Raw genomic sequence first — 23,194 nt, forward strand, 5'->3', positions numbered from 1 at the left:
GCCTAGCGGGCCCTGACGCTCAGGAACCTCTCAGTTCCCGCATGGGATGTTTACCAGGCGATTAAAGTACACCCGTTACCCACCAACGCCCACCAACACCCGCCGACGCCTTCCAGCGCCGCACCCATAGGCGAGGCAAGGGACGGACGATGCCTCAAGGACCGGTCGCGGCGGCCAAAGATTTCAAGAGCTGTCGATCCCCGGCCATGGGTGACGTATTGCGGGGACGGCATGCTGCCGTCCCCGCTTGGAGACGAGAAGGAACAGCACATGGTGACACTGATGACCGGGTTCTTGCCCGCTGGCTTATCGCTGGGGAGCGTGACGGATCCGTCTGCGCTGCTGCAAAGCGCGGGCGGGTGGGTCCTACTGGTGGTGGCAGCGGTCGTCTTTGTCGAATCAGGGGTGCTGTTTCCCTTCCTGCCGGGCGATTCCTTAATTTTTACCGCGGGACTGTTGCATGCCCGGTTGGGCGTGCCCCTGGCATTGCTCATCGTGGTTATCGTCGCAGCCGCTATTGCCGGGGATCAGGTCGGGTACTGGCTGGGCCGCCGCTTCGGACGAAGACTTTTCAAGGACGACGCCCGCGTCCTGAACACCCGTTACCTGAGCGCTGCCGAGAACTTCTTCACCCGGTACGGCGGCAGATCCCTCGTGCTGGCCCGCTTCGTCCCCTTCGCCAGGACCTTCGTTCCCCTGGCTGCCGGCGCGGCCCACTACCGGTACCGGTCCTTCCTAATGTGGAATGTCCTCGGCGGGGTCCTGTGGGGAGCCGGGCTGACCATCGCGGGATCGCTGCTAGGCGGCGTACCTTTCATTGCCGACCATGTCGACCTCATCGCCCTGATGATCGTCGTGGTGTCCGTGGTCCCTACCGTCTTCGAAATCATCCGGCACATCAGTACGAACAAAGTCGGCCAGATTGACACGCCAGTTACTGTGACCGACAGCACGGCAGTCGATGGCTCCGCGACGACCGTACCGTCCCCTGCCCACCGACTGGACGACTTGCGATGACGACACCTTTGCAGCCGAACACGACACAAGAGCCCTCCGCTTCGTCGAGACCCGGACAGCAGGCGACCGGGCGGCGTGTTGTTCGCGATCCTTTCCTGGTGCGGCATTGGGTGCTCGGCCAGCGGTTGGTCATCGGGTTGGTCTGGTGCGCCGGCCTGGTTCTGACATCCAGTGTCTTCCTCGCCGCCTCTGATCTGCGCCTGCGCTCAGCGATCCGTTGCTCCCCAATGTCCAGGGCCCGACGTCGTATCCGTCCGGTCACACGGCCTTCGCCGTATCCTTGGGTATCGCGATATAACTGGCCATGCTGCGGACCCGATGGAGGGTGCCGGTCATCGTTGGTGCCGCTGTCTTCGCTGTTGTCGTCGGTGCGTCACGGATCTACCTCGAAGTGCACTACCTTTCCAACGTCGTGGCCTCGTTCGCCCTCTCCGCCGCCGTGGCCGTCATGCTGAGCGGTGCCATCACCTTCCTCCGGCGGAGCCCTGATGAAAAAGGCGCTGATGGACCCAATGCCAGTGCAGGTGTGGTTCCAGGTCATCGTTGGCCTCAGGCTGTTCGGGGCGCTGAGGACCAGCATCGCTACGATGACATCACCCTGCTAAGGAACGGAAACCCGATGCGCGTATTGTTGGTCGAGGACGAGAAAGACCTGGCCGAGTCGATCCGCCGCGGACTGACCAACGAGGGTTTCGTGGTCGATGTCGCCCACGAAGGGATCACCGGGGCGTGGATGGCCGTTGAGAATCCTTACGACGTCGCCGTGCTGGACATTATGCTCCCGGGTAAGCACGGGTATCAGATTCTCAAGGAAATTCGCGAGGCGAAGATCTGGACTCCAGTGTTGATGCTCACGGCGAAGGACGGCGAGTACGACCAGACGGACGCCTTCGATCTGGGTGCCGACGATTACCTGACTAAACCCTTTAGCTTCATTGTCCTGGTTGCGCATTTGAGGGCGCTGATCCGACGCGGCGCCCCGGAGCGTCCCGTCGCCTTGAGTGTCGGATCTCTCGTCCTGGACCCCGTGCGGCGCCTGGTCACCCGGCGAGAAGTTCGTATTGCCCTAACGCCGAAGGAGTATGCCATCGTGCACTACCTGATGCGTCACCACGATCAGGTCGTCTCCAAAGCGGAGATCCTCGATAACGTCTGGGACGCGGCCTACGAGGGCAGCGATAACGTCGTTGAGGTCTACGTAGGGTATCTGCGGAAAAAGCTTGATCTTCCTTTCGGCACAACCACACTAATTACCGTGCGGGGCATGGGGTACTGCCTGGTCTCCGATGAACGCTGAACCCGGTTCGCCGGCCAACAGGTTACCGAGTGTGACTCCGGCGCGTCAGATCCTTCAACGTGGTGCTTTCCACCGGTCCGGATGGGGTGTGCGCCGACAGGCCGTCCTGGCCGCAGTCGTCACCATGGCAGTCGTGCTGGTCATAGCCGGCCTGGTCCTGCTGTCCGTCCTCCGCACCTCACTTTTGGACAATGCTCGGGATCTCGCTGTGCAACGCCGCGACACCATCGTCGAACAGATCCGGGAGAACGACTCTGGAGACCTCGCCGGTGATCTCGCCGGTGATCTCGCCGGTGATGTCACGGGCACTCCTGCAGGCTCGGGCACGCAGTTAACGCAGGTCATCGACCAAGCCGGCTCTGTCATCGCCACTACGGATGCGTCGGTAGACGACGTGCTGTACCAGGGCCACCCCCTCAACCCGGGGCAGTCCTTCGTGTCCGGGGATCCCGGGCTAATTAGCATCGTCGACTTCGACGACTACGTTGTCGCCGCTCAAGGTATCGCCACGCCCGACGGTAACAAGGTCGTCGCGGTCGGAGTACCGACCGCCATCGAACGCGACGCCGTCAGCACCGTCGGCTGGTTCCTCCTCGCGGGCGTCCCGGTGCTGCTTGCCCTGGCAGGAACCCTAATCTGGTTCCTCGTCGGACGGGCGCTGCGGCCGGTGGAACGCATCCGCTCAACCGTCGCCGGCATCTCCCACCAGCACCTCGACGAACGAGTAGAAGTACCGCGAACCCGCGACGAGATCGAACGGCTGGCCGCCACCATGAACGAGATGCTGGCCCGCCTGCAAAGCGCCGACGCTGCCCAGCGACGGTTCGTCACTGACGCCAGCCACGAGCTGCGAAGCCCCCTGGCCACCCTAACAACAGGGCTGGAGATCGCAGCAGCCGATCCATCCGCGACAACCTGGCACGAAACATCGGGCATGCTCCGAACCCAAGCCAACAGGATGGGTTACCTTGTCGAGGATCTGCTGACACTGGCGAAGATCGACGACGCCGGACTCAAATACGTCATGCAAGACGTCGACTTGGATGACCTGCTCCTCGAAGAGGCCAACAGGCTCAAAACCGCTTCCCACCATGCTGTCCGCGCCCACATCGAACCTGCCCGCATCACTGCTGACCCGCACCGCATCACTCAGGTCCTGCGGAACCTCCTCAACAACGCCAACCGCCACGCGGCTACGACCATCACCATGAACCTCACCACCGAGCGGACGAACTCTGAATCCGCAAATAAGGACAGGACGGAACCGACCGGTACCACCCGGGACCGTAGGGCCGGGGGAGTGCATGCAGTCCTGACCATCGATAATGACGGCGACAGAATCGACGAGGCCCAGCGCGAACGGGTGTTCGACCGTTTCGTTCGCCTCGATGAGAGTCGCACCCGGGAAAGCGGCGGCAGCGGACTGGGCCTGGCGATCAGCCGGGAAATCATCCGGGCGCACGCCGGCACCATTACCGCCACCGAAACTCCAGACGAGTTGACACGCTTCCGCGTCATCCTTCCTCTCCAGGAGTCTCTTCCGGCCGCACCATCGGGGGCCCACTCATCCCAGCGACATCACGGCAGTGGACCGATGCTTCCGCCCTCGCCCCCACCTGCGGATCCAGACCCCCAGGTCGCGAATGACCGCAGGACGCCCCGATGACACCGGTCATCGACGCACTCGTATCCCTATCCGGCCCCCTGGTGTACATCATCGTGGGGCTTCTGGCCTTCAGCGAAGCGGCGGCCTTCGTCGGCTTGGTCCTTCCCGGCGAAACCGCCTTGTTCATTGGAGGCGTGATCGCCAGCCAGGGCCATGTAAACCTTGGCATCATGCTCGGCGTCGCCGTGGTCGCCGCAATCGCCGGTGACTCCGTCGGCTACGAAATAGGGCGCCGGTTCGGGCCGGCGTTGAAACACAGCCGCGCTGGTCGATTCGTGGGCGAGGACAAATGGGCCAAGAGTGAGCAGTTCCTTGCCCGGCGTGGTGGGACCGCCGTGTTGCTGGGACGATGGGTGGGCTTGCTGCGCGCGCTGGTCCCGGCAATCGCAGGTATGGCACGCGTGCCCTACAAGACGTTCCTGCTGTATAACTCCATTGGAGGCACGATCTGGGCGGTCACCGTCGTCCTGCTGGGTTACTACGCTGGACAGTCCTACAAGGCCGTCGAACAGTACCTGGGCAAAGCAAGCCTGATCCTCACCCTCATCCTCACCGGCGCCCTCGTCCTTACCCTCGCCGCACGGTTCGCTCTGAGGAACCCCGGCTGGACACGCTCGCGCGTCGAGAAAATCGCCGTCCTGCCTGCCACATCCGCCGCCGATGACGGCGCACGGACACGGGAGACACAAGATGGGCCGCAGCAGGCTCACCGTCAGCACCCAAGGGCGAGCTGGGCTGGGACGGCAACACCGATTGCACTGATGGTGGCACTCGTGGCACTGACCGTCAGCTACAACCTCCTCAGTGACACAGCCCCTGGCAGGGGGGTCACGACGGCACTCGGCGCACCGATCAGGACGTGGTTCCTCGAGCATCAAGACGACGAGTTCACCGTCCTGATGAAAGCACTCACCGTCCTGGGTCACCCCGTGGTCGCGCTCGGGATCCTGCTCGTCTGCTTGAGCCCTGGCCGGCTACGAACCATCGCCCACGCGCGCCGCTACGCTCTATTTCTTTGCACTGGGGTCGCCGCCGCGATCGTTGCAGGAACAGTGGCCCCGATCCCGTTCCCATCCGCGACAGGCCACACTGGCCTAGATTTCCTTTCCCCGGCTGGTCAAACCCTCACCACGGCGGCCCTGCTCACCTGCTCCGCATGGCTTCTTATCGGTTTCCGTGCCATAATGTGGCGCACTTTCGTTGTGACTCTCACCATCTTGACGGCCCTCACCCCTCTGATAGCGCTCAGCCACGTGTACCTGGCACAGCAGAACCCTGTCGACGTGGTCTTCGGATGGACATTCGGGACGCTGTTCGCCGCCACCTTGGCGGCGTCGTCAGAAACCGGGGTCGAACCGCCGGTGTCTGCCAGCCAAAAGTGGTGACTGGTGGCAGAACCAGGACCGACGCCGCGCGTGCACTCGCACCGGAACCCGTCGAGCAGACGAGCAGACCAGCCCGGTGAATCAGGACCTTGATCCAGAGCACATAAACTGCGCCGCCATGCTCACCGGGTTCACACTGCCTGACCACCAACACGAAAAGTTGCTGGACGTTTTGCGGTCGTAGCTCGAGCCCTCAACTGTGTCGCCTGATGAGGGAAGGACACAGGTGGCCCGAGACGATGCGATCCCGTATCCGGCGCCGCTCCATGATCGTTGGACGAACTGGTCTTATCATCTTCATCCCGTCGGCAGCGCGTACTCGCCGTTTGGGCCCTTGTTCCGGCTCTGACACTGGGAAGCGCAGGCGTGGCTGCTGCCCTATCAAGCTCGGACACCGACACCACCGTGACATCCTCCCCAGCGAAAGCGGCCACTGCTCAGGAAGCGGGTCGCTCGTTGTCCTCGCCGGAAACGCAGCGTCCGACCGCCGCGGCTCATTTCGTCGATAGCCGGACCTACGACCTCCATGGTGAAATCGTCGTTCCGTGTCTCGAATTGAATGCCCGTGCATCCCGCGCGACGGACGACACACGCTAACGCAGCAGACAACCTCGTGACGGCTGTCACTTGCCGCTTACCGGCTTCCGCGCACCGTGGTGTAGCTGTCACTGCCGCCGACAGGCATGCGCAGGCACCGGCAACGAGCTGCACGAGATCAGGCGGACGAGGGCTTCAGCGCATGTCCTCATTCCCTCACCACGCCCGTCCACGTCGCTCCTTTGAACTGAACGATGGTGGATCTGCCGGGTTTGTTCAGGGAACCTTCAGGGGTGCAGTGGCACGCTGGGATCACAGCAAAGGAGACCGACATGATCACCAACTCCAGGACACGCGCCCTCACAGCCGTCCGCCGGTGGACCACCGCCGGCATACTCGTGGCAACGCTCGGAACCATGGGCGTGAGCGCCGGCCTAGCGTCAGAGATGCAGGTGTCGCAGCAGACGTCGCAGCAGGTAGCTTCCCAGGGCTCCTCGTCGAGCGGAGGGCCGGGGTTCAGCAAAAACGCGGCCCCGCAGAACGCTCCTCAAAAGCAACCACAGGTCACGACGAAAGGTTCCTGACCGTGCCCTCGTCGACCTTCGCTGCGATTGGAACATCGATCAGCGTGCACACAACAGCCGCGGAAGCTCTGCCGCCGGCCCGGGCTGTGGCGCGTACCTATCTTATTGAGCTTGACGAGGTAGCATCCCGGTTCCGCCCCGACTCGGAGCTCAGTGCCATCAACCGTCACGCGGCGACAGGTGCAGCCACGGAAATCGTGAGCCCTTTTCTTGGAGAATTGCTTCAGGCAGCGATAACCACAGCCAGGCTGACCGACGGCCTGGTCGATCCCACCATCGGGTCCGCGCTGATCAGGTCCGGTTATAACGTCGATCACGCACTCGTCACAGGACGAAGTGACTGGCTGTCCCCCGGTGCGCCCGCACCCGCACCGGGGTGGGAAAGCCTACGGTTCGATTCTGATACCCGGACACTTGAAGTTCCCTCGGGAACCGTGCTTGATCTGGGGGCCAGTGCGAAAGCGTTCGCCGCTGATCAACTGAGCGCGCTCCTCAAGGATTTTCTGCCCGGTGGATTCCTTGTGGACCTTGGTGGTGACCTCGCCGTCAGCGGGGCATTACCCGAAGAGGGATGGACCGTCGGCGTGGAGGAAGCTGACAAAACAATCGCTCAGGTGGTGACTCTGCGCTCCGGTGGTCTCGCTACCTCCTCGACGCGTCTTCGTACCTGGATACAGGACGGTCAGCGTGTCCATCACATTCTCGATCCGCGCACCGGACGCAACGCCGACACAATCTGGGCCGAGGTTACATGCTCCGCTGCCACCGCCCTGGAAGCGAATGCCGCGTCCACCGCCGCGATTATCCTCGGGCGTTCAGCCCCGCACTGGCTAGAATCCAACGAACTAAACGCTAGACTGCACGGTGCGGACGGATCTGTTGTGCTCACCGGCGCATGGCCGGACCCGGTAGGCGGTCAAGCTGATCCAAAGAGGCCCGAACAATGAGTGTGGATCTCAACGAGCTGCTATGGATTGTCTCCCGGGCCACGGGGGTGACGACAACAGTTCTTCTAACCGTCGTGTTTGTCCTTGGAGTTCTGACGGCCGGGCGCCGACGGCCTACAGGAATACAGACGACCGTGGTCACCGGCTTGCACCGAAACCTGGGCCTGGGCCTCACCGTCTTTCTTCTGGCGCATGTCCTAACCGCTGTCCTGGAAACCTACGTCAGCATCGACTGGGTCGCTGCCGTGGTGCCCTTCACCTCAAGCTACGAACGAATCTGGGTGGGACTAGGAACCATCGCCTTCGACCTGCTCGTGACCGTCATTGTCACCTCAGCCTTCCGGCACCAGATCAGCGAACAGTGGTGGCACCGCATTCACCTCTTGTCCTACCTACTATGGCCGATCGCCATCCTGCATGGGCTTGCACTTGGGACCAGCAGCGGCTGGATCCTGCGGGGGATCGGCATCACGTGTGCCATCGCCGGTGTTGCAGCGATGGTTTACAGGTTAACGGCCCAGCAACCCGACGAGACGGAACGCGCGCGCATCCAGGGGCAGCAATGGCGGTGAATTTTCTCGATGTCCTTGACGCCGCAGGTCTGACCGGCCGTGGTGGAGCCGGCTTCCCAACGGCGAGGAAAGTAGCCTTGGCGCAGCGGAACGGCGCCGAACTCATCGTTAACGCCTGCGACGGCGAGATCGGCGCAGCGAAGGACACTCACGTCATCCTCAATCACCTCGACCAGGTGGAACACGGGGCGCAGCTTCTAAAGACCGGTAGGGTGACCTACGCGGTACATGCCGGGTCGGCCTCCGAGCAGTGGCTTCGGTCGCACGGGATGCGGGTCCTGCCCGTCCCCCCGCGCTACGTGTCCTCCGAAGCCAGTGCACTCGTAGCTCTCCATCACGGACGCCCTGCCCGGCCCATGAGCAAAAGAACGCTCACCGTCGAGGGAGGAAGAACCCCTGATGGCAGGAAAACCCGACCCACACTGGTCCTCAATGCGGAAACGGTCCTTCGTGTCGCCCAGATAGAACAGAACGGTGCCCTGTGGTTCCGGTCCTTCGGGACAGAGGAAGAACCGGGTCCCCGACTAGTCAGTATTAGTGGAGCCGTGAACCACCCGGGAGTTTTCGAGACCGAGGCAGGGGTTGCCTTCCATGAGGTCACCGATCTGGCAGGAGGACTCCAAGGCGACGTACAGGCGATCAATATAGGAGGCCTCGGCGGAGGATGGGTGTCACCCGACGCTGCCTTCCGTCTCACCTACGGGGCACCGCACCCGGGACAGGCAGGCATCATGATCGGGACCGGCGTCATCAGGGCACTGCACCCGCAACAATGCCCCGTCGACGAAGTCTCGGCGATGCTCACTTACGCGGCAGGCGAATCTGCCGGGCAATGTGGACCCTGCATGTTCGGAATGCCCGACCTCGCAGAAGCCTTCCGACGCTTAGCAGAAAATCATGCCGAACCCACACATCAGTCGGAGGTCGAGCAACAGCTCAGACTGATCCAAGATAGAGGGGCATGCCATTTCCCGGACGGGGTCGCCGGGTTCACGTCCAGTGCGCTGACCGTCTTCTCCTCCCACCTCGCTGACCACGGCCGAGGGACCTGCCGATATCGGCGCCCTAGGACGGCACCATGACCACTGCCGCAGCACCCGATGCTTACCCATCCCGCCGAGCACATCTCGCTGTCGACCGCATCATGTGCTCAGGCCATGGGGTGTGCGCGACGCTCCTCCCCGAGCACGTCAACCTCGACGACCGGGGGTATCCCATTCTGAACCAACGGGTCCACGACCCGATAACCGCGGCACTAGCCATCAAATACTGCCCAGCGCGCGCCCTCTGGTGGAACACACCCCGCTGACAATCCCTCGAGCAGGGGCTGACGCAGCGCCGGCCTACTTCGGGCGTGAACTTAGGAGATGCACCCCTTCATGGAGCCTGCAACGCAAGAATGCTTGACTGACGGCATGTCTGCCTTGCCGAATGCGCATGACGAGCCGCATGATCACAGCGGCGCAACACGGTTGAACTCCCTCAGAGCTGCAGTCCTGGGAGCCAATGACGGAATCGTCTCGGTCGCCGCAACCGTCATCGGTGTTGCCAGCGTGACCGATGCCATCGCCCCCATCCTCATTGCCGGCACGGCTGCCGTTGTCGGAGGAGCCGTCTCAATGGCCCTCGGCGAATACGTGTCAGTAAGCACCCAACGCGACAGCCAAAAAGCGCTGATAGAGAAGGAGCGCGAAGAACTGAGAATAGATCCGGAGGGCGAACTCGTAGAGCTCGCGCAGCTGTACGAGCAGAAAGGGTTGACGCCGACAACTGCACTCACAGTTGCCAAGGAACTCAGCGAACACGACATTCTGGCAGCACACCTATCCGCCGAATTGAACATCAACGAGGACGAAATTGCCAGCCCATGGCACGCCGCAGTCGCATCAGCACTCGCTTTCACAATCGGAGCCATACTCCCGCTGGCCGCAATGATCCTCGCCCCAGCCGACCTTCGAATCCCTGGCACCTTCCTCGCGGTCCTTACCGCCCTTGCACTCACCGGGACTCTCAGCGCACACAGCGGAGGAAGCCCGAAACTCAAAGCCACACTCCGCCTTGTGATCGGAGGAGCGGCCGCCATGACCGTAACCTTCCTGATAGGCGCCCTACTCGGCACGACCGGTTGGGTCTAGCGGAACGGATGGTGCAGGCGGGCCGACGGTGCCACACTGTGCGTGTTCCTGCGGCTCGGCGGGACGCGAGGTCTGCCACTAATCTGCACGCTCGTGCGCCCGCGGCACCGAACCACGTCGAAGCAAGGCTGCCTGGCGAGGGCACCGATCTGGCCGCGAAGGCGCGAAGGACTCCTGTTGTTCAACTTCCTCGGGTTAGGCACGTCCCCTTTACCTGCACCGCACCCGCACAGCGCCGAGACCTCTTCCTCGTCATCAAGCCCTCCTGAAGGCGGGCTGGACCGAACCTCGTCAAATAGGTTTACGAACCGTAAGAACGAGCTGCACGGCAACTCTCACATCGGTGAAAAGCGCCGACAAATGGCTTCTACACAGACTCCCGCTGCTAGCAGTACAAAGAGACCGATAATTGATATTATGCTTATGCGTGTCGAAAAACACGCCGTCCGTCCTCGCTTCGCGGGTGTCAGTTCTCGCTAAAAGAGACGAATGGGAGACTTAGGCTTGTGCAAAGCAATTGATTTTCCGGGCTGCTGATCATCCTTCTGCCCTCATATCCCGGGGTCGTTATGGCGTCGGTCGATTAATTCGAGGGATACATCCCAGAGCCGGGTGGCGTTGGTGGGGTCCAGGGCGTAGGCGCGAACTCCGTGAGTTCCGTTAATGATCTCCGGTACGACGGTTGCTTCTGTGCAGTCCTCGAGATACTTCCCCCCAATCCCGTCGAGGAGGGGGGAGGTGGCGGCGAATACCGACGTTGCTGCTCCCTGTTCCAGTGTTTTCGTAGTGAGGCCGGCGGCAGCGACCTGCTGTTTGACGGCAACCAGGGTTTCTGGGCTCCAGTGGCGTTGCAGGTTGGTCCAGATTCCGCCGGGCATCACGGCGTTTGCGGTGATCCCATCGTTCGCCCACCGTCGGGTGGCTTCGACGGCGAAGAGCACATTTGCGGTCTTGGATTGACCATAGGCCTGACCGGCGTCATAGGGGCGGTGATCGAAGAACAGGTCGTCGTACATGATGTCGGACATGCCGTGACCGCTGGAACTCACGGACACAATCCTCGCTCCTTCCGCAGCTGCCAGAGCGTGATGGAGCCCGTTTGCCAGCACAAAATGTCCGAGGTGGTTCGTCGCGAACTGCAGTTCCCAGCCGCGCTCTGTCCGCGCCTCCGGCGTCATCATGATTCCTGCATTATTGACGAGTAGGTGAAGAGGGCCCGCCCACGTGTCGGCGAAACGGTATACAGAGGTGATGTTAGCGAGGTCGAGCGGGCGAACAAGCACTTTTGTATGATGATCCGCACGCATAATGTCTGCGGCAACGTGGTGTCCGGCGTCGATGTCGCGGACGGCGAGGGTCACTTCGGCACCGGCACGTGCGAGAGCTCGGGCGGTCTCGACACCGATGCCGGAGGAAGCGCCGGTGACGATCGCTCTCCTGCCCGTGAGGTCAATGTGTTCGACGACGTCATTGGCGGTGCTCACCGCGGTAAATGGGGAATCGATGGTGGTCATACTAGGTGCCCAGTCTCAGAAGTAGTCGGGTAGGTTGTCGCTGTTCGTAGCAGGGCCAGCGTCATGCGGGACGGGTCGAAGAAATACCACCGTCGATGGCGAGGATGCTCCCATGCATCATCCGTGAGGCATCAGATGCTAGGAACAGTACGCCCTGCGCGACATCCTGTGGCTGGATGACCACGCGGGCTGGAGTCGTGGCGGTCATTGCGTCGAGGACGGTGCGGGCCGCTTCGTTGCCGGGGGTGAGAGTTGCGCCCGGGGAGACTGTGTTGACGCGGACGCCATATGCGCCGAATTCAGCGGCCCAGGATCTGGTCAGTTGTTCCAAAGCGGCCTTCGTCGCCGTGTACATGGCGGCGAAGGGGTTACCTACTGACGCCATCCACGAACCGATGTTGATCACGACACCGCCTCCGGCGTCCGCCATTGCGGGAAGGAGGGAAGCGGCGAGTATGTGTGGAGCCCGAAGGTTGACCGCGAGCATTGCCTCGAGGTCGTCGTCGGGAAGGTCAGCGGTCGATGTCGCAGGATAGATTCCCGCGTTGTTCACGAGGACGTCGACATGTCCTCCCAGCAATGCTCTGGCCTCCGTGACGAACTGCCGGATCTCCGAATAAGAACCCGCTAGGTCGACAGCGAGGAATTCCGCGCGGCCGCCATTCTCGTTGATGCGAGCCGTGACCTCGGCTCCTCGGAGTCGGTTGCGTCCGCTCACCACGACATGGGCACCCGCTGCGGCCAGAGTGCTGGCGATAGCAGCGCCGATACCACTGGTGGAACCAGTGACGAGAGCAGTTCGCCCGTCGAGGGGAGTCGCTGTACTGAATAGGACGTTTGTTGTCATGAGTCAGTTGTAGATCCAGCGGATCACTTGAACCAGACCCCGCTCAACCTGGGCATGGCAGGACCACGTTCGGGCAGTCCGGGAGATCTACAGTGAGGAGATGATTGCTGATCGGACACAACTCGGAGCATTCCTGCGCTCTCGTCGAGACGCTCTGACCCCGGCTGCGGCCGGCGTGGAGGCCCTTCCCGGACCACGCCGGGTACCAGGCTTGCGCAAGGAGGAACTTGCAGTGCTGGCTGGCATGAGTTCGGACTACTACAGCCGCCTTGAGCAGGGACGCCAGTCTAATGTCTCCGCCAGCGTGCTCGAGGCGTTGGCCCGAGCTCTATGCCTGAACGAGGTGGAACAGAAGCACCTGTTCGCTTTGGCGAATCCTTCCAATCGATCACGGACCGCATCACCGGCTTTACAGCAAGCCGACCCAGGGTTACTCAGACTGATGGGGGCGCTGGATCATGCGCCGGCCCTCGTATTGGGGCGCCGCGGAGAGGTACTGGCTACCAACGCGCTTCTCACCGCCGTCTTGGATGGCCTCCGGCCGTCAACATCCCTGGTGCGCTTCATGTTCTTCGACCCGCTCGCTCGAGAACGCATCGTGAACTGGGCGCATTTCGCCGCGACATCAATTGCCGCTCTCCGTGGAGAATTAGGCCGTCACCCCGACGACAAACGACTAATGGCCTTGATCGATGAGTTGACGTCCCGGGACGTGGATGCGGCGCGCTGGTGGGAGGACCACAGCGTGCAGGACTACACCTCGGCGGCAAAGCAAATCCTGCACCCCGTGGTCGGGGAACTGTCCTTCGATATCGAGACAGTTACATCACCACGAGCCTTCGATCAGGTCCTTATTACCTACATAGCACAACCTGACTCGGAGACCGTCCGAAAGCTACCGTTCCTAGCTAGTTGGGGGTCAGAACAAGCCGCCTCTCGTTGACACTGCACCCCACCCTTCACGACACCGACCCCCTTAAGGGATCTACCCAACCCTTAACCGTGACGTCCTAACCCTATGAAGCGCTTCCCGTTGATAATCAGGCCACCCTGCCGTCGCCGACCGCTATCACCGCTGCACTCGCGCATGAGAAACGACCAAACGCCGACGATGGCGCCGGGCATTAGCAGGACTGCTTCAGCGGACGATGCTGTTGTCATGCAGGAGGGACAGACGGGCCTTGACGCTCAGCAGGGTTTCAATAATGAAGTCCTCGCGGTCGCCGTCCAAGCGGCTGATCGGCACCGCAACGCTGAGGGCGTCCACTGTTGCACGCGAAAAAGGCAGGGCGACTCCGAAGCAGCGCACGCCCAAACAGGACTCCTCGCTTTCTACCGCGTAGCCCAGTTGGGTCGCCTTCTCGATGATTGCCAGCAAAGTGCCCCGGTCCGTGGTCGCCTTAGAAGTGAGGGGCTCGATTTTCTCGGGGACGAGCGCTTCACGGATGGCGGCCGGCTGCGTGGCGAGCATCGCCCGGCCGAGGGAAGTGGCGTAGGCAGGGAGGCGCCGACCGACGGCCGAGTGCATCCGTAGGGGATGCTTGGACTCTCGCTTAGCGGTGTAGATGACGTCGCTACCCTCCAGGCGACCGAGGTGCACGGTTTCCTCGGTGGCGACTGCGATCTCATCCATCACCGCAGCAGCACGCGAGAGAACCGGGTCACCGTCGAGGTAGGCCGAGCTGACGGTCAGCGTGTGAATCCCCAGTTGATAGACGCTCCCGGTCGGATCTGTGTCCAGCCACCCGCGCGCGCACATGGTGCGCAGGAGTGCGTGCAGGCTGCTCTTCGGGATGCCTAGGCGATGTGCGAGCTGCAGCTGGGTGCCGGGACCGTGAGCGGCGATGGCGTCGAGGAGGTCGAGCACGCGGGCGGCAGATTTGACCTGTCCCGTCGAGGAGTGGCCGTTCACCATCATGTCCGTGTCCATTCGAGGCCTCCTGATCGTTGTGGCACGACCTTGCTCGCGCTCAAAAGCAACTCTACTCCAACGTCCACATATGTGGACTTAGTTCGAACCCTTGATTGTGATGACAGTCACAGCTATGGTTCTTCTCAATTCACATAGCGGAACGCGGTTCAGATAACGAGGAGAGCGCATTGATAAAGGTTAGGTATTCCGCCTCACCGTCCAGCGTGGAGACGGCGACGACGGCGGACCTGCGGGAGAACTTTCTCGTTCAGGGCCTGTTCCGCGCCGGCGAGGTGCACGGTGTCTACTCGCACGACGACCGGCTGGTGGTTGGGGGAGCGGTGCCCGGGGACAGCCGGCTCGAGTTGCCGGCTTGGGACGTGCTCGGCACCGCCTCCCACTTGGAGCGTCGCGAGCTGGGCATCATCAACGTCGGACATTTCGGTCACGTCTTGGTCGACGGGGAGAAGTTCGAGCTCCACCACCTCGACGGCCTGTTCGTCGGGCGCGGCAGCGAGGTCGTCTTCGCTGGTCCCGAAGCGGCGTTCTACTTTGTCTCAGCGCCCGCGCACGCGACGTACCCCACGACTGCACTGAGTCACCAGGAGATCGAACCGGTGGCGCTCGGTTCGCCGCAGGGCGCCAACGAGCGCAGTCTTTACCGCTACGCCTGGGGTCAGGAACTGCAGACGTCGGTGCTCCAGTTCGGTCTGACCGTCATTGCCGACGGCTCCGTGTGGAACACTTTCCCGCCGCACCTGCACGACCGGCGCACCGAGGTCTACCTGTATGTCGACCTCGACGAGGAGGACCGGGTCTTCCACTTCATGGGCAAGCCCCGCGCCACCCGCCACCTAGTCGTGCGCAATCGTGAAGCCGTCATCTCGCCGCCCTGGTCGATCCACTCGGGCGCCGGCACCGGCTCCTACGCATTCATCTGGGCCATGGCAGGCGAAAACAACGCTTACACCGACCTCACCCCCGTCTCACTGGAGGACCTGTGACCACGCAACTCGAAACTGAGCGCCGTTCTCCGTTCAACCTGCACGGCAAGACCGCGGTCGTCACCGGCGCCGGCCGTGGTCTAGGCCAGGGCGTCGCGCTCGGCCTCGCTCAAGCCGGCGCGGATCTGGTGCTGCTCGGCCGACCGGGCAGCCAGGACTCGACCCGTGCGATGGCCCGGAGCCTAGGACGCGAGGTCCAGAATGTCGATCTCGACGTCGCAGACCACGACGCCGTCGCGCGAGTCAGCGCGGAGGTGACCGAAAGCCGCCAGGTCGACATCCTGGTCAATAACGCCGGAATCATCGAGCGCGAGGACACCGTCGGCCTGAGCCCGGAGTCCTGGAACCGTGTCATCGACACCAACCTCAACGGGCTTTTCTTCCTGAGTCAATACCTCGGCCGCCCCATGGTTGAGCGCGGGCACGGAAAAATCATCAGCATCGCCAGCCTGCTCGCTTTTCAGGGTGGGATTCGGGTCGCCTCGTACGCCGCCAGCAAGCACGGGGTCGCCGGCATCACCAAAGCGTTGGCGAACGAGTGGGGCCCGTCCGGCGTGCAGGTCAATGCCATCGCCCCCGGCTACATGGCCACCGACAACACGAGCCAGCTCCGAGAGGACCCCGACCGCTCCCGCGCGATTCTCGAGCGGATTCCCGCCGGACGATGGGGGACGGCGGCCGACATCGCCGGCGCGGCAGTGTTCCTCAGCTCCTCGGCGGCCAACTACGTCAACGGCCACGTCCTCGTCGTCGACGGAGGCTGGATGGCCCGATAAGCCCCGACCCAGACACACAATTCCCATCACACCGCAGCCCCGCACGATTCGGCACTACTCACATTCGTACGGCAGCTCACCGCCCATCAGTCCTTCCCGCGAAAATTCCGGTACCGAAGAAATCGAGGATCGATATGAAATACACCTTTCGTCCCGCCGCAGCCCTCATCGGCCTCTCTCTGGCCACCGTTAGCCTTGCAGGATGTAGCGAGCAGGCCAGTGGAGGTAGTGGGGGCAGTGGCGGCACCGAAGCCGGCAGCTGCAACCCCTCCGACGTCAGGCTGGTCGGCCAGGTCCGCAACGAATCTAACCCCTACGAGGCCGCGTGGCTCGACGGTGGTGACGCATTCGCTGAGTCCGTTGACCTGAGCCAGGAGCGGCTTACCTACGACGGTGACTCCACCAAGCAGCAGGAGCAGATCAGCCAGCTGCTCGCCGGCGACACCGAGTGCCTCGTCATGAACATCCTGCCCAACGGTGACTCCGATACCCCCCCAGTCGTAGAAGGGGCCGAGGAGGCCGGCGCCTACCTCGTCACACAGTGGAACAAGCCGGCCGATCTCAACATCACCGACTACGACCAGTGGCTCAGCCACATCACATACGACGGTGTCGAGTCCGGCAAGCAAATCGGTGACGCGCTGGCCGAGGCCATCGGCGGGCCGGGCGGCATCATCGCCCTGCAGGGCATTCTCGACACCGGTGCTGCAAAGGACCGCTTTGCCGGCCTCGAAGAATCGCTGGCGGCCAACCCGGACATCAAACTACTCGATGACCAGACAGCCAACTTCTCCCGCGCAGAAGCGCTCGAGGTGACCAAGACGCTGCTCACCAAGCACGGCGAGGACATCAAGGGCATCTGGGCCGCCAACGACGACATGGCGCTGGGTGCGCTCGAGGCGCTGCAGCAGGCCGGCCGCACGGACGTGGCAGTCGTCGGAATCGATGCCGTGCCGGACGCGCTGACCGCGATCGAGGACGGCACAATGACCGCCACCGTCTCCAGTGACGGCCCTTGGCAGGGAGGCATCGGCCTGGCCATCGGCTACTGTGTCGCCACTGGCGAGCTGTCGGTCGAGGACATCGCTGACGAGGACCGCGCCTGGTTCGCCGAGCAGTTCCTGATCGACCAGGACAACGTCGCCGAATTCATCTCCCCGGAGACCAACGACGCCGACTTCGCGTGCGACAACCTCTTCAGCCGGTCGCAGGGCTCGATCTCGTGAGCATGGCATCCCCCGCCGAGGACATCGAGGTCGCCGCGGCGCACCGCCCCCAACCTCGACGGGGGGTGTCGTTCCGAGACGCCGGTCCCCCGATCGCCCTGATCGTCATTTTCGCGGTCTTCGCAGCACTAAGCCCTGATTTCCGGACCATCGGGAACGTGCAGAACATCTTGGACACAGCAGCTGTCCTCGCCGTCGTGACCTGCGGTATCACCTTCGTACTCATGATGGGGTCCATCGATCTCTCCGCTCCGGGGATCATGGGAGCGTCTGCCATCGCGGTTGCCCTCCTGGTCGCCAACAACCGCAACGACAACGCCCTAAGCCTCGTCGGTGTCCTGATCGCGGTCCTCCTGGCCGCGGCACTCGGCTGCCTAAGCGGACTCGCCCTGGTCCTGTTGAAGGTGCCCTCCTTCATGACGACCCTCGGCATCTCGGCCATCGGGCTCGGGCTCGCCACCCTCATGTTCGCCGGGGTGCAGCCGAACATCACCGACACCACGCTCGAAAGCTGGGCCATCGACCGCCTGCTCGGCTTTTCCTACCTCACCTGGATCGCGGCCGCCTGCGTCCTGCTGGGCTGGCTAATCCAGCGCTACTCCCGACTCGGCCGCTACGCGTTCGCCATCGGCGGCGCGGAGGAAGTGCTGTCGCTCTCCGGCGTGAAGGTCGCCCCGTATAAGATCGCCGTTTTCACTCTCGCCGGCGCGTTCTACGGGCTCGCCGGCGTCATGGTCACCAGCCAGCTCAGCGCCGGCCTCGTCCAGGCCGGCAAGGGCTTCGACTTCGCGGCCATCACCGCGGCGGTGGTCGGCGGCACCCTTCTCACCGGTGGCCGCGGCGGCATCCTGCACTCGGCCGTCGGTGTCCTGCTGATCACCGTCCTCACCAACGGCCTGGTTCAGATCGGCGTCAGCCCCTACTGGCAAGGCGGCGTGCAGGGCCTCATCGTCGTCGCGGCGGTGGCCGCCGCAGTTATTCCGCAACGTCGAAGGAACCAGGTAACCAAATGACCACCGATCAGCAAATTAACGCCGAGGCAAACGCGCCTGGCCCAGTACACGCGCTCGAGGTGCGTGGCCTCGTCAAGCACTACCCGGGCGTCAAGGCACTCGACGGCGTCGACCTCGTCGTGCGCCCGCACGAGGTACTCGGCATCGCCGGTGAGAACGGCGCCGGAAAATCCACCCTTCTCAAGGCCCTCGTAGGACTCGTCAGGCCCGACTTTGGCGAGATCCGGGTCCGCGGCGAAAACATCCGGCTCAGGAGCGTCGTCGACGCCGCCAACCACGGTATCGGCATGGTCTTCCAAGAGCAGTCCCTGGTACCCAACCTCACGGCTGCCGAGAACATCGTGCTCGGCAGCGAGGGGCAGGGCGTCCGGCGCGGTATCTACCACTGGAAGACGATGCGCGAGCTGGCACAAGAGCAACTCGACAAGATCGGTTCCACCATCGACCCACTAGCCCGCACGGACACGCTGTCCTTCGCCGATCGGCAGATGGTCGAGATCGCGAAGGTGCTCCGGATAGAGGAGCGCAGCCAGCACCCGCCCGTGATCATTCTCGACGAGCCAACCTCGGTCCTGGAACCGAAAGAGATCGATACCCTCTTCACGCAGATCCGCCGGCTGCGTGAATTCGCCTCGGTCGTCTTCGTGTCCCACCGTCTCGACGAGGTGCTCGACGTCTGCGACCGGGTCAGCGTGCTGCGCGGCGGCCGATCGGTGGGAGAGATTCTGACCGCAGGTGCGACCCCGTCCGAGCTGCACCGGATGATGATCGGGTCGACCGGCTCCGACGACCACTACCATGACACTGCGGCGAAGCCCTCGGACCTGACGCTCGAGCCCATGCTCACGGTCCGGGGCCTGTCAGGCAAAACGTTCCGCGACGTGGACCTCGAGGTCCACGCCGGCGAGATCGTCGGGATCGTCGGTGTGCACGGCTCGGGTCGCGAAGACCTCTGTCGTGCACTGTTCGGGGCTGAGCCGACGACGGCCGGCGAGGTCACCCTCGACGGCAAGGAGCTCGACCTGTCCGGCACCCGAGCTGCCTGTGCTGCTGGCATCGGCTACGTTCCCGCCGAGCGCAAGAGCGAGGGCATGGTCGGTCCGATGTCGGTCGCCGACAACATGACGCTGACCAAGCAGAAGTCCCGCTGCACGGGCCCGCTCGTGGCGCCCAAGAAGCAGGCGACACTCGTCGATAGCTGGATAGAGCGGCTCTCCATCCGCACCCCGCACAGGGGCACCGCCATCCAGCGACTCTCGGGCGGAAACCAGCAAAAGGTGGTGCTCGCCCGATGGCTGGTGGCCGGCGACATCCGGTTGCTGCTGCTCGACCACCCCACCCGCGGTCTCGATATCGGGGCCCGATCGGAGGTATACCGCCTGATGCGCGAGCTCGCCGGGACCGGCGTGGCCACGGTCCTGCTGGCCGATAGCCTTGAGGAGGCTATAGGCATGTCCGACCGGGTCGTCGTGATGAGCGACGGTCGCGCGACCAGAGAGGTGGCCTGTCCCTCGGGTGGCAAACCAACTCCCCTCGACCTCGTCAAGGAGATGGTCTGATCGTGTCCACCCCTGTGAATGCCATATCTACGACGGAACCGGTAGTCGAAGCGGGCCGCGCGACCCTCGGGCAGCGGCTAACGTCATTCATGCCGCTCATCGCGCTCGTCACTTTGCTGGCAGCACTTGCCATCGCTGACCCTGGGTTCCTTACCCAGCGCAGCCTCACGGCCGCGGTCAACACGTCGGCGCCGCTTATCGTTCTCGCGGCAGGCGCCACGCTGGTGGTCCTGTGCGGTGGAATCGATCTGTCGATCGCCGCCCTGTGCTCGTTGTCGACGGTGGTCTTCGCCCTGTGGCTGCCCGACCTCGGCGGTCTCACCACACTAGCCGTCATCGGGGCTGCCGGTGCGATCGGTGCGGTGCAAGGCATCGCCCACGTACTGCTCCGCATCCCGTCGTTCATCATCACGTTGGGCGGCCTGAGCATCTTCTCAGCGATCGCCCTGGTCATCTCCGACGCCGGTCCCATCCGGATCGTTGAGCGGGAAGCCACCAACTGGCTCACCTTGTACGTCGGCGGGGTCGTCCCCATGGCCTTCTTTGTGGCCGTGATAGTAGTGGCCGCGATCGCCCTGGTCCTCAAACTCACGCCGCTGCACAGCTGGGTCAGCGCCACCGGTTACTCCGAGTCGGCCGCCCGCCTGGCCGGCGCGCCGGTCGACCTGGTCAAAGTCGGTGCCTTCACCGTATCCGGGGCGTGCGCCGGCCTCGCCGCCGTCATGCTCGTGTCGCGCAACTTCAGCGGCAGTCCGACCATGGCGGACAACCTGCTGCTCCCGGCGGTGGCCGCGATCGTCGTCGGCGGCACAGCTATCACGGGCGGTCACGGCAGCATCTGGCGCTCCCTCGTCGGCGCCCTGGTCATCACGCTGCTGCGTGTCGGCCTGCCGATTGTCGGCGTACCTTCGGCGTACGAGCAGATCCTGTACGGAGCAATCATCGTCGCCGCCGTGGCACTGACCCTCGACCGTTCGAAGGTGTTAGTCATCAAGTAGCCGCGCTGATTTCTCCTTGCCACACCTACGAAGCACAACCCAACCCTATGGAAGGCCACCATGATTACCGACACCATCACGCTCCTGCCCGCCGTCGAGGAGTTCCTCGCCACCCCCAAGCAGCTGCTCATCGACGGTGAGTGGGTGGACGCGAAGGATGGCAGGACCTTCGCGACCGTCAACCCGTCGACCGAGGCGGTCCTCGTTCAGGTCGCACAGGCATCTGCTGTGGACGTCGACCGCGCGGTCGTGGCCGCCCGAAATGCCTTCGAGTCGCCCTCGCCGTGGTCCGAGATGAGCCCGCGCGACCGCTCCCACCTGCTGTGGCGCATCGGTGACCTTATCGACGAAAGCGTCGAGGAGTTCGCCCAGCTCGAGTCACTCGACAACGGCAAGACACTCGATTCAGCGCGCGGCGACGTCGGCGTGGCCGCCGAGCTGTTCCGCTACTTCGCCGGCTGGGCCACCAAGATGGAGGGAACCACAATCCCGATGTCGGTGCCCGGGCGAAACTTCCATGCCTACACCCGTCGCGAGGCCATCGGTGTCGTCGCCGGGATCGTGCCATGGAACTTCCCTCTGACGATGGCCGCGTTCAAAATCGTGCCCGCCATTACCGTCGGCAACACCATCGTTCTTAAGCCGGCCGAGCAGACCCCGCTGACCGCGCTCAGACTGGGCCAGCTGCTCCTTGACGCCGGTCTGCCCGCAGGTGTCGTCAACGTAGTCACCGGCTTCGGTGACACCGGCGCCGCGCTGGTTGAACACCCCGACGTCGACAAGGTCGCCTTCACCGGCAGCACCGAGGTCGGCAAGAAGATCGCCGCGGCCGCGTCAGGCAACCTGAAAAAGGTCTCGCTGGAGCTCGGCGGCAAGGCGCCCAACATCATCTTCGCCGATGCGGATCTCGACGCCGCCATCGCCGGTGCCGCCCTGGCGGGCTACTTCAACGAGGGCCAGTGTTGTGTCAACGGCTCGCGCCTCTACGTCCAACGCAGCGTCTACGACCGGGTGGTCGAGGGCGTGGCCGCGGCCGCCAATGCCATCAAAGTGGGTGACGCATTCGCTGCCGACAGCACCATGGGCCCGCTCGTCTCCCAGGAGCAGTACGAGAAGGTGCTGGGTTACATCCGCGGTGCGGTCGAGGCCGGTGCGACGCTCAGTGCCGGAAGCGCTGACGCCGTCGGTGACAACGGCTACTTCGTCCATCCCACGCTGATCACGTCGGTCACCGAGGACATGGCAGTGCAGACGGACGAGATATTCGGTCCCGTCATCACTGCGATCCCTTTCGACACCGAAGACGAGGTGGTCGCGGCCGCCAACAACACCGTCTATGGCCTGGCGGCTGGCGTGTGGTCCAAGGACATCGGTACCGCGCACCGCGTCGGCGCCCGTCTGCGCGCAGGGACGGTCTGGCTCAATACGTGGCACGCGGACGACGTGACGCTGCCGCGCGGTGGTTTCAAGCAGTCCGGATGGGGTCGGGAGCTCGGTTCGTTTGGTTTGGACGACTACACCGAGCTCAAGACCGTTATCGCCGAACTGCGGTGAGCACGATAGATATCCTGAGGGGGCACCGGGTCATTCCGGTGGTGGTGTTCGACGACGCCGCCCAAGCCGACGACCTCGGTGCCGCCCTGGTCAATGGCGGGCTGCCGGTTGCGGAAATTACCCTCCGTACGCCGGAGGCGGTCGCAGTACTGCGGCGCCTTGCGGCGCGCGGTGACCTAAACGTGGGCGCCGGAACCGTTCTCACCGCCGCACAGGTCGACCTCGTGTACGAGGCGGGCGCCGGCTTCGTAGTCTCACCCGGCCTGAGCGTCGAGGTCGTACGCCGCTGCCAGGCGCTCAATCTTCCGGTGATTCCCGGCGTCAGCACCGCCTCCGAAATCATGGCGGCGCTGGACCTCGGGCTCGACACCGTCAAGTTTTTCCCGGCCGAGGCCTGCGGTGGGTTGCCCACCGTCAGAGCGCTATCCGCCGCGTTCCCCCAGGTGTGGTTCGTACCCACAGGTGGGCTCACCGCCGAGAGTGCTCCGATGTATCTCTCCCACCCTGCGGTCGCGGCGGTCGGTGGCAGCTGGATGGTCGCGGCCGACCTCTTGGCCTCCGAGCAGTGGGACGAGGTGGCCCTGAGATGCTCGGCCACCATCGGCGCGGCTCCACTCGCCTACGGCCGGCAAGGAGCGCAACCATGATCAG

Annotated in this window: 21 protein-coding genes and 1 pseudogene; 19 read left to right on the top strand and 3 right to left on the bottom strand. The window is 63.6% G+C overall.

Going from position 1 to position 23,194, the window contains the following annotated elements; all coding sequences use genetic code 11:
* The first annotated feature begins 270 nt into the window (after positions 1–270).
* The 10 genes and pseudogenes from AC4D2O_RS17375 (at position 271) to AC4D2O_RS17420 (ending at position 10,140) form a co-directional block, all read left to right on the top strand.
* Entirely contained in the window at positions 271–1,017 is a 747-nt protein-coding gene (locus AC4D2O_RS17375; RefSeq protein WP_490908614.1) for a DedA family protein, read from the top strand.
* 304 nt (positions 1,018–1,321) lie between these two features.
* Positions 1,322–1,459: pseudogene (locus AC4D2O_RS17380) on the top strand (phosphatase PAP2 family protein); the annotation flags it as partial.
* A 177-nt stretch (positions 1,460–1,636) separates the two neighbouring features.
* Entirely contained in the window at positions 1,637–2,314 is a 678-nt protein-coding gene (locus tag AC4D2O_RS17385) for a response regulator transcription factor (RefSeq protein WP_490908645.1), read from the top strand.
* A gap of 124 nt (positions 2,315–2,438) precedes the next feature.
* A complete protein-coding gene (locus tag AC4D2O_RS17390; protein WP_490908615.1) occupies positions 2,439–3,980 on the top strand; it encodes a sensor histidine kinase in 1,542 nt (513 codons plus the stop codon).
* The gene (locus tag AC4D2O_RS17395; protein ID WP_490908617.1) at positions 3,977–5,365 is read left to right on the top strand and encodes a DedA family protein; all 1,389 of its coding nucleotides are present in this window, start codon (positions 3,977–3,979) and stop codon (positions 5,363–5,365) included. The genes AC4D2O_RS17390 and AC4D2O_RS17395 overlap by 4 nt, the downstream gene beginning before the upstream one ends.
* A gap of 1,123 nt (positions 5,366–6,488) precedes the next feature.
* Positions 6,489–7,433, top strand: a complete 945-nt coding sequence (locus tag AC4D2O_RS17400) for an FAD:protein FMN transferase (RefSeq protein WP_490908618.1) — start codon at positions 6,489–6,491, stop codon at positions 7,431–7,433.
* Between the two features lie 2 nt (positions 7,434–7,435).
* Positions 7,436–8,005, top strand: a complete 570-nt coding sequence (locus tag AC4D2O_RS17405; protein ID WP_490908619.1) for a ferric reductase-like transmembrane domain-containing protein — start codon at positions 7,436–7,438, stop codon at positions 8,003–8,005.
* Positions 7,996–9,087, top strand: a complete 1,092-nt coding sequence (locus tag AC4D2O_RS17410; protein ID WP_490908620.1) for an NADH-ubiquinone oxidoreductase-F iron-sulfur binding region domain-containing protein — start codon at positions 7,996–7,998, stop codon at positions 9,085–9,087. Before AC4D2O_RS17405 ends, AC4D2O_RS17410 begins: the two co-directional genes overlap by 10 nt.
* Positions 9,084–9,314, top strand: coding sequence for a ferredoxin (locus AC4D2O_RS17415; protein WP_490908621.1), 231 nt, complete (start codon positions 9,084–9,086; stop codon positions 9,312–9,314). Before AC4D2O_RS17410 ends, AC4D2O_RS17415 begins: the two co-directional genes overlap by 4 nt.
* 106 nt (positions 9,315–9,420) lie before the next feature.
* The gene (locus tag AC4D2O_RS17420; protein WP_490908622.1) at positions 9,421–10,140 is read left to right on the top strand and encodes a VIT1/CCC1 transporter family protein; all 720 of its coding nucleotides are present in this window, start codon (positions 9,421–9,423) and stop codon (positions 10,138–10,140) included.
* 551 nt (positions 10,141–10,691) lie between these two features.
* Here the strand turns inward: AC4D2O_RS17420 and AC4D2O_RS17425 are convergent.
* A complete protein-coding gene (locus AC4D2O_RS17425; RefSeq protein ID WP_490908624.1) occupies positions 10,692–11,654 on the bottom strand; it encodes an SDR family NAD(P)-dependent oxidoreductase in 963 nt (320 codons plus the stop codon).
* A 61-nt stretch (positions 11,655–11,715) separates the two neighbouring features.
* A complete protein-coding gene (locus AC4D2O_RS17430; RefSeq protein WP_490908625.1) occupies positions 11,716–12,501 on the bottom strand; it encodes an SDR family NAD(P)-dependent oxidoreductase in 786 nt (261 codons plus the stop codon).
* A gap of 100 nt (positions 12,502–12,601) precedes the next feature.
* Between AC4D2O_RS17430 and AC4D2O_RS17435 the strand changes: the two genes are divergently transcribed.
* On the top strand, positions 12,602–13,444 hold the full coding sequence (locus tag AC4D2O_RS17435; RefSeq protein ID WP_490908626.1) for a helix-turn-helix transcriptional regulator: 843 nt from the start codon (positions 12,602–12,604) through the stop codon (positions 13,442–13,444).
* A gap of 195 nt (positions 13,445–13,639) precedes the next feature.
* On the opposite strand, the gene AC4D2O_RS17440 is transcribed toward AC4D2O_RS17435, so the two are convergent.
* The gene (locus AC4D2O_RS17440) at positions 13,640–14,431 is read right to left on the bottom strand and encodes an IclR family transcriptional regulator (RefSeq protein ID WP_490908627.1); all 792 of its coding nucleotides are present in this window, start codon (positions 14,429–14,431) and stop codon (positions 13,640–13,642) included.
* A 170-nt stretch (positions 14,432–14,601) separates the two neighbouring features.
* Here AC4D2O_RS17440 and kduI point away from each other — a divergent pair, with 170 nt between their 5' ends.
* From kduI to eda, 8 genes are all read left to right on the top strand, one after another.
* Positions 14,602–15,417, top strand: a complete 816-nt coding sequence (gene kduI, locus AC4D2O_RS17445; RefSeq protein WP_490908628.1) for a 5-dehydro-4-deoxy-D-glucuronate isomerase — start codon at positions 14,602–14,604, stop codon at positions 15,415–15,417.
* On the top strand, positions 15,414–16,193 hold the full coding sequence (kduD, locus tag AC4D2O_RS17450; RefSeq protein ID WP_490908629.1) for a 2-dehydro-3-deoxy-D-gluconate 5-dehydrogenase KduD: 780 nt from the start codon (positions 15,414–15,416) through the stop codon (positions 16,191–16,193). Before kduI ends, kduD begins: the two co-directional genes overlap by 4 nt.
* 134 nt (positions 16,194–16,327) lie before the next feature.
* Positions 16,328–17,419 (top strand): sugar ABC transporter substrate-binding protein, encoded by a 1,092-nt coding sequence (locus tag AC4D2O_RS17455; RefSeq protein WP_490908630.1) that lies wholly within the window; start codon positions 16,328–16,330, stop codon positions 17,417–17,419.
* Between the two features lie 2 nt (positions 17,420–17,421).
* Positions 17,422–18,432 carry an ABC transporter permease gene (locus AC4D2O_RS17460; protein WP_490908646.1) on the top strand — a complete coding sequence of 337 codons (1,011 nt, stop codon included), beginning with the start codon at positions 17,422–17,424 and terminating at the stop codon, positions 18,430–18,432.
* Positions 18,429–19,991 carry a sugar ABC transporter ATP-binding protein gene (locus AC4D2O_RS17465; RefSeq protein WP_490908631.1) on the top strand — a complete coding sequence of 521 codons (1,563 nt, stop codon included), beginning with the start codon at positions 18,429–18,431 and terminating at the stop codon, positions 19,989–19,991. Before AC4D2O_RS17460 ends, AC4D2O_RS17465 begins: the two co-directional genes overlap by 4 nt.
* Before the next feature lie 89 nt (positions 19,992–20,080).
* A complete protein-coding gene (locus tag AC4D2O_RS17470) occupies positions 20,081–20,989 on the top strand; it encodes an ABC transporter permease (RefSeq protein ID WP_490908632.1) in 909 nt (302 codons plus the stop codon).
* A gap of 60 nt (positions 20,990–21,049) precedes the next feature.
* Positions 21,050–22,543: an aldehyde dehydrogenase family protein gene (locus AC4D2O_RS17475; protein ID WP_490908633.1), complete on the top strand. Its 1,494-nt coding sequence runs from the start codon at positions 21,050–21,052 to the stop codon at positions 22,541–22,543.
* On the top strand, positions 22,540–23,190 hold the full coding sequence (eda, locus tag AC4D2O_RS17480) for a bifunctional 4-hydroxy-2-oxoglutarate aldolase/2-dehydro-3-deoxy-phosphogluconate aldolase (protein ID WP_490908634.1): 651 nt from the start codon (positions 22,540–22,542) through the stop codon (positions 23,188–23,190). Before AC4D2O_RS17475 ends, eda begins: the two co-directional genes overlap by 4 nt.
* Positions 23,191–23,194: the final 4 nt, after the last annotated feature.

This window comes from Arthrobacter sp. TJ-238 (assembly GCF_058269215.1).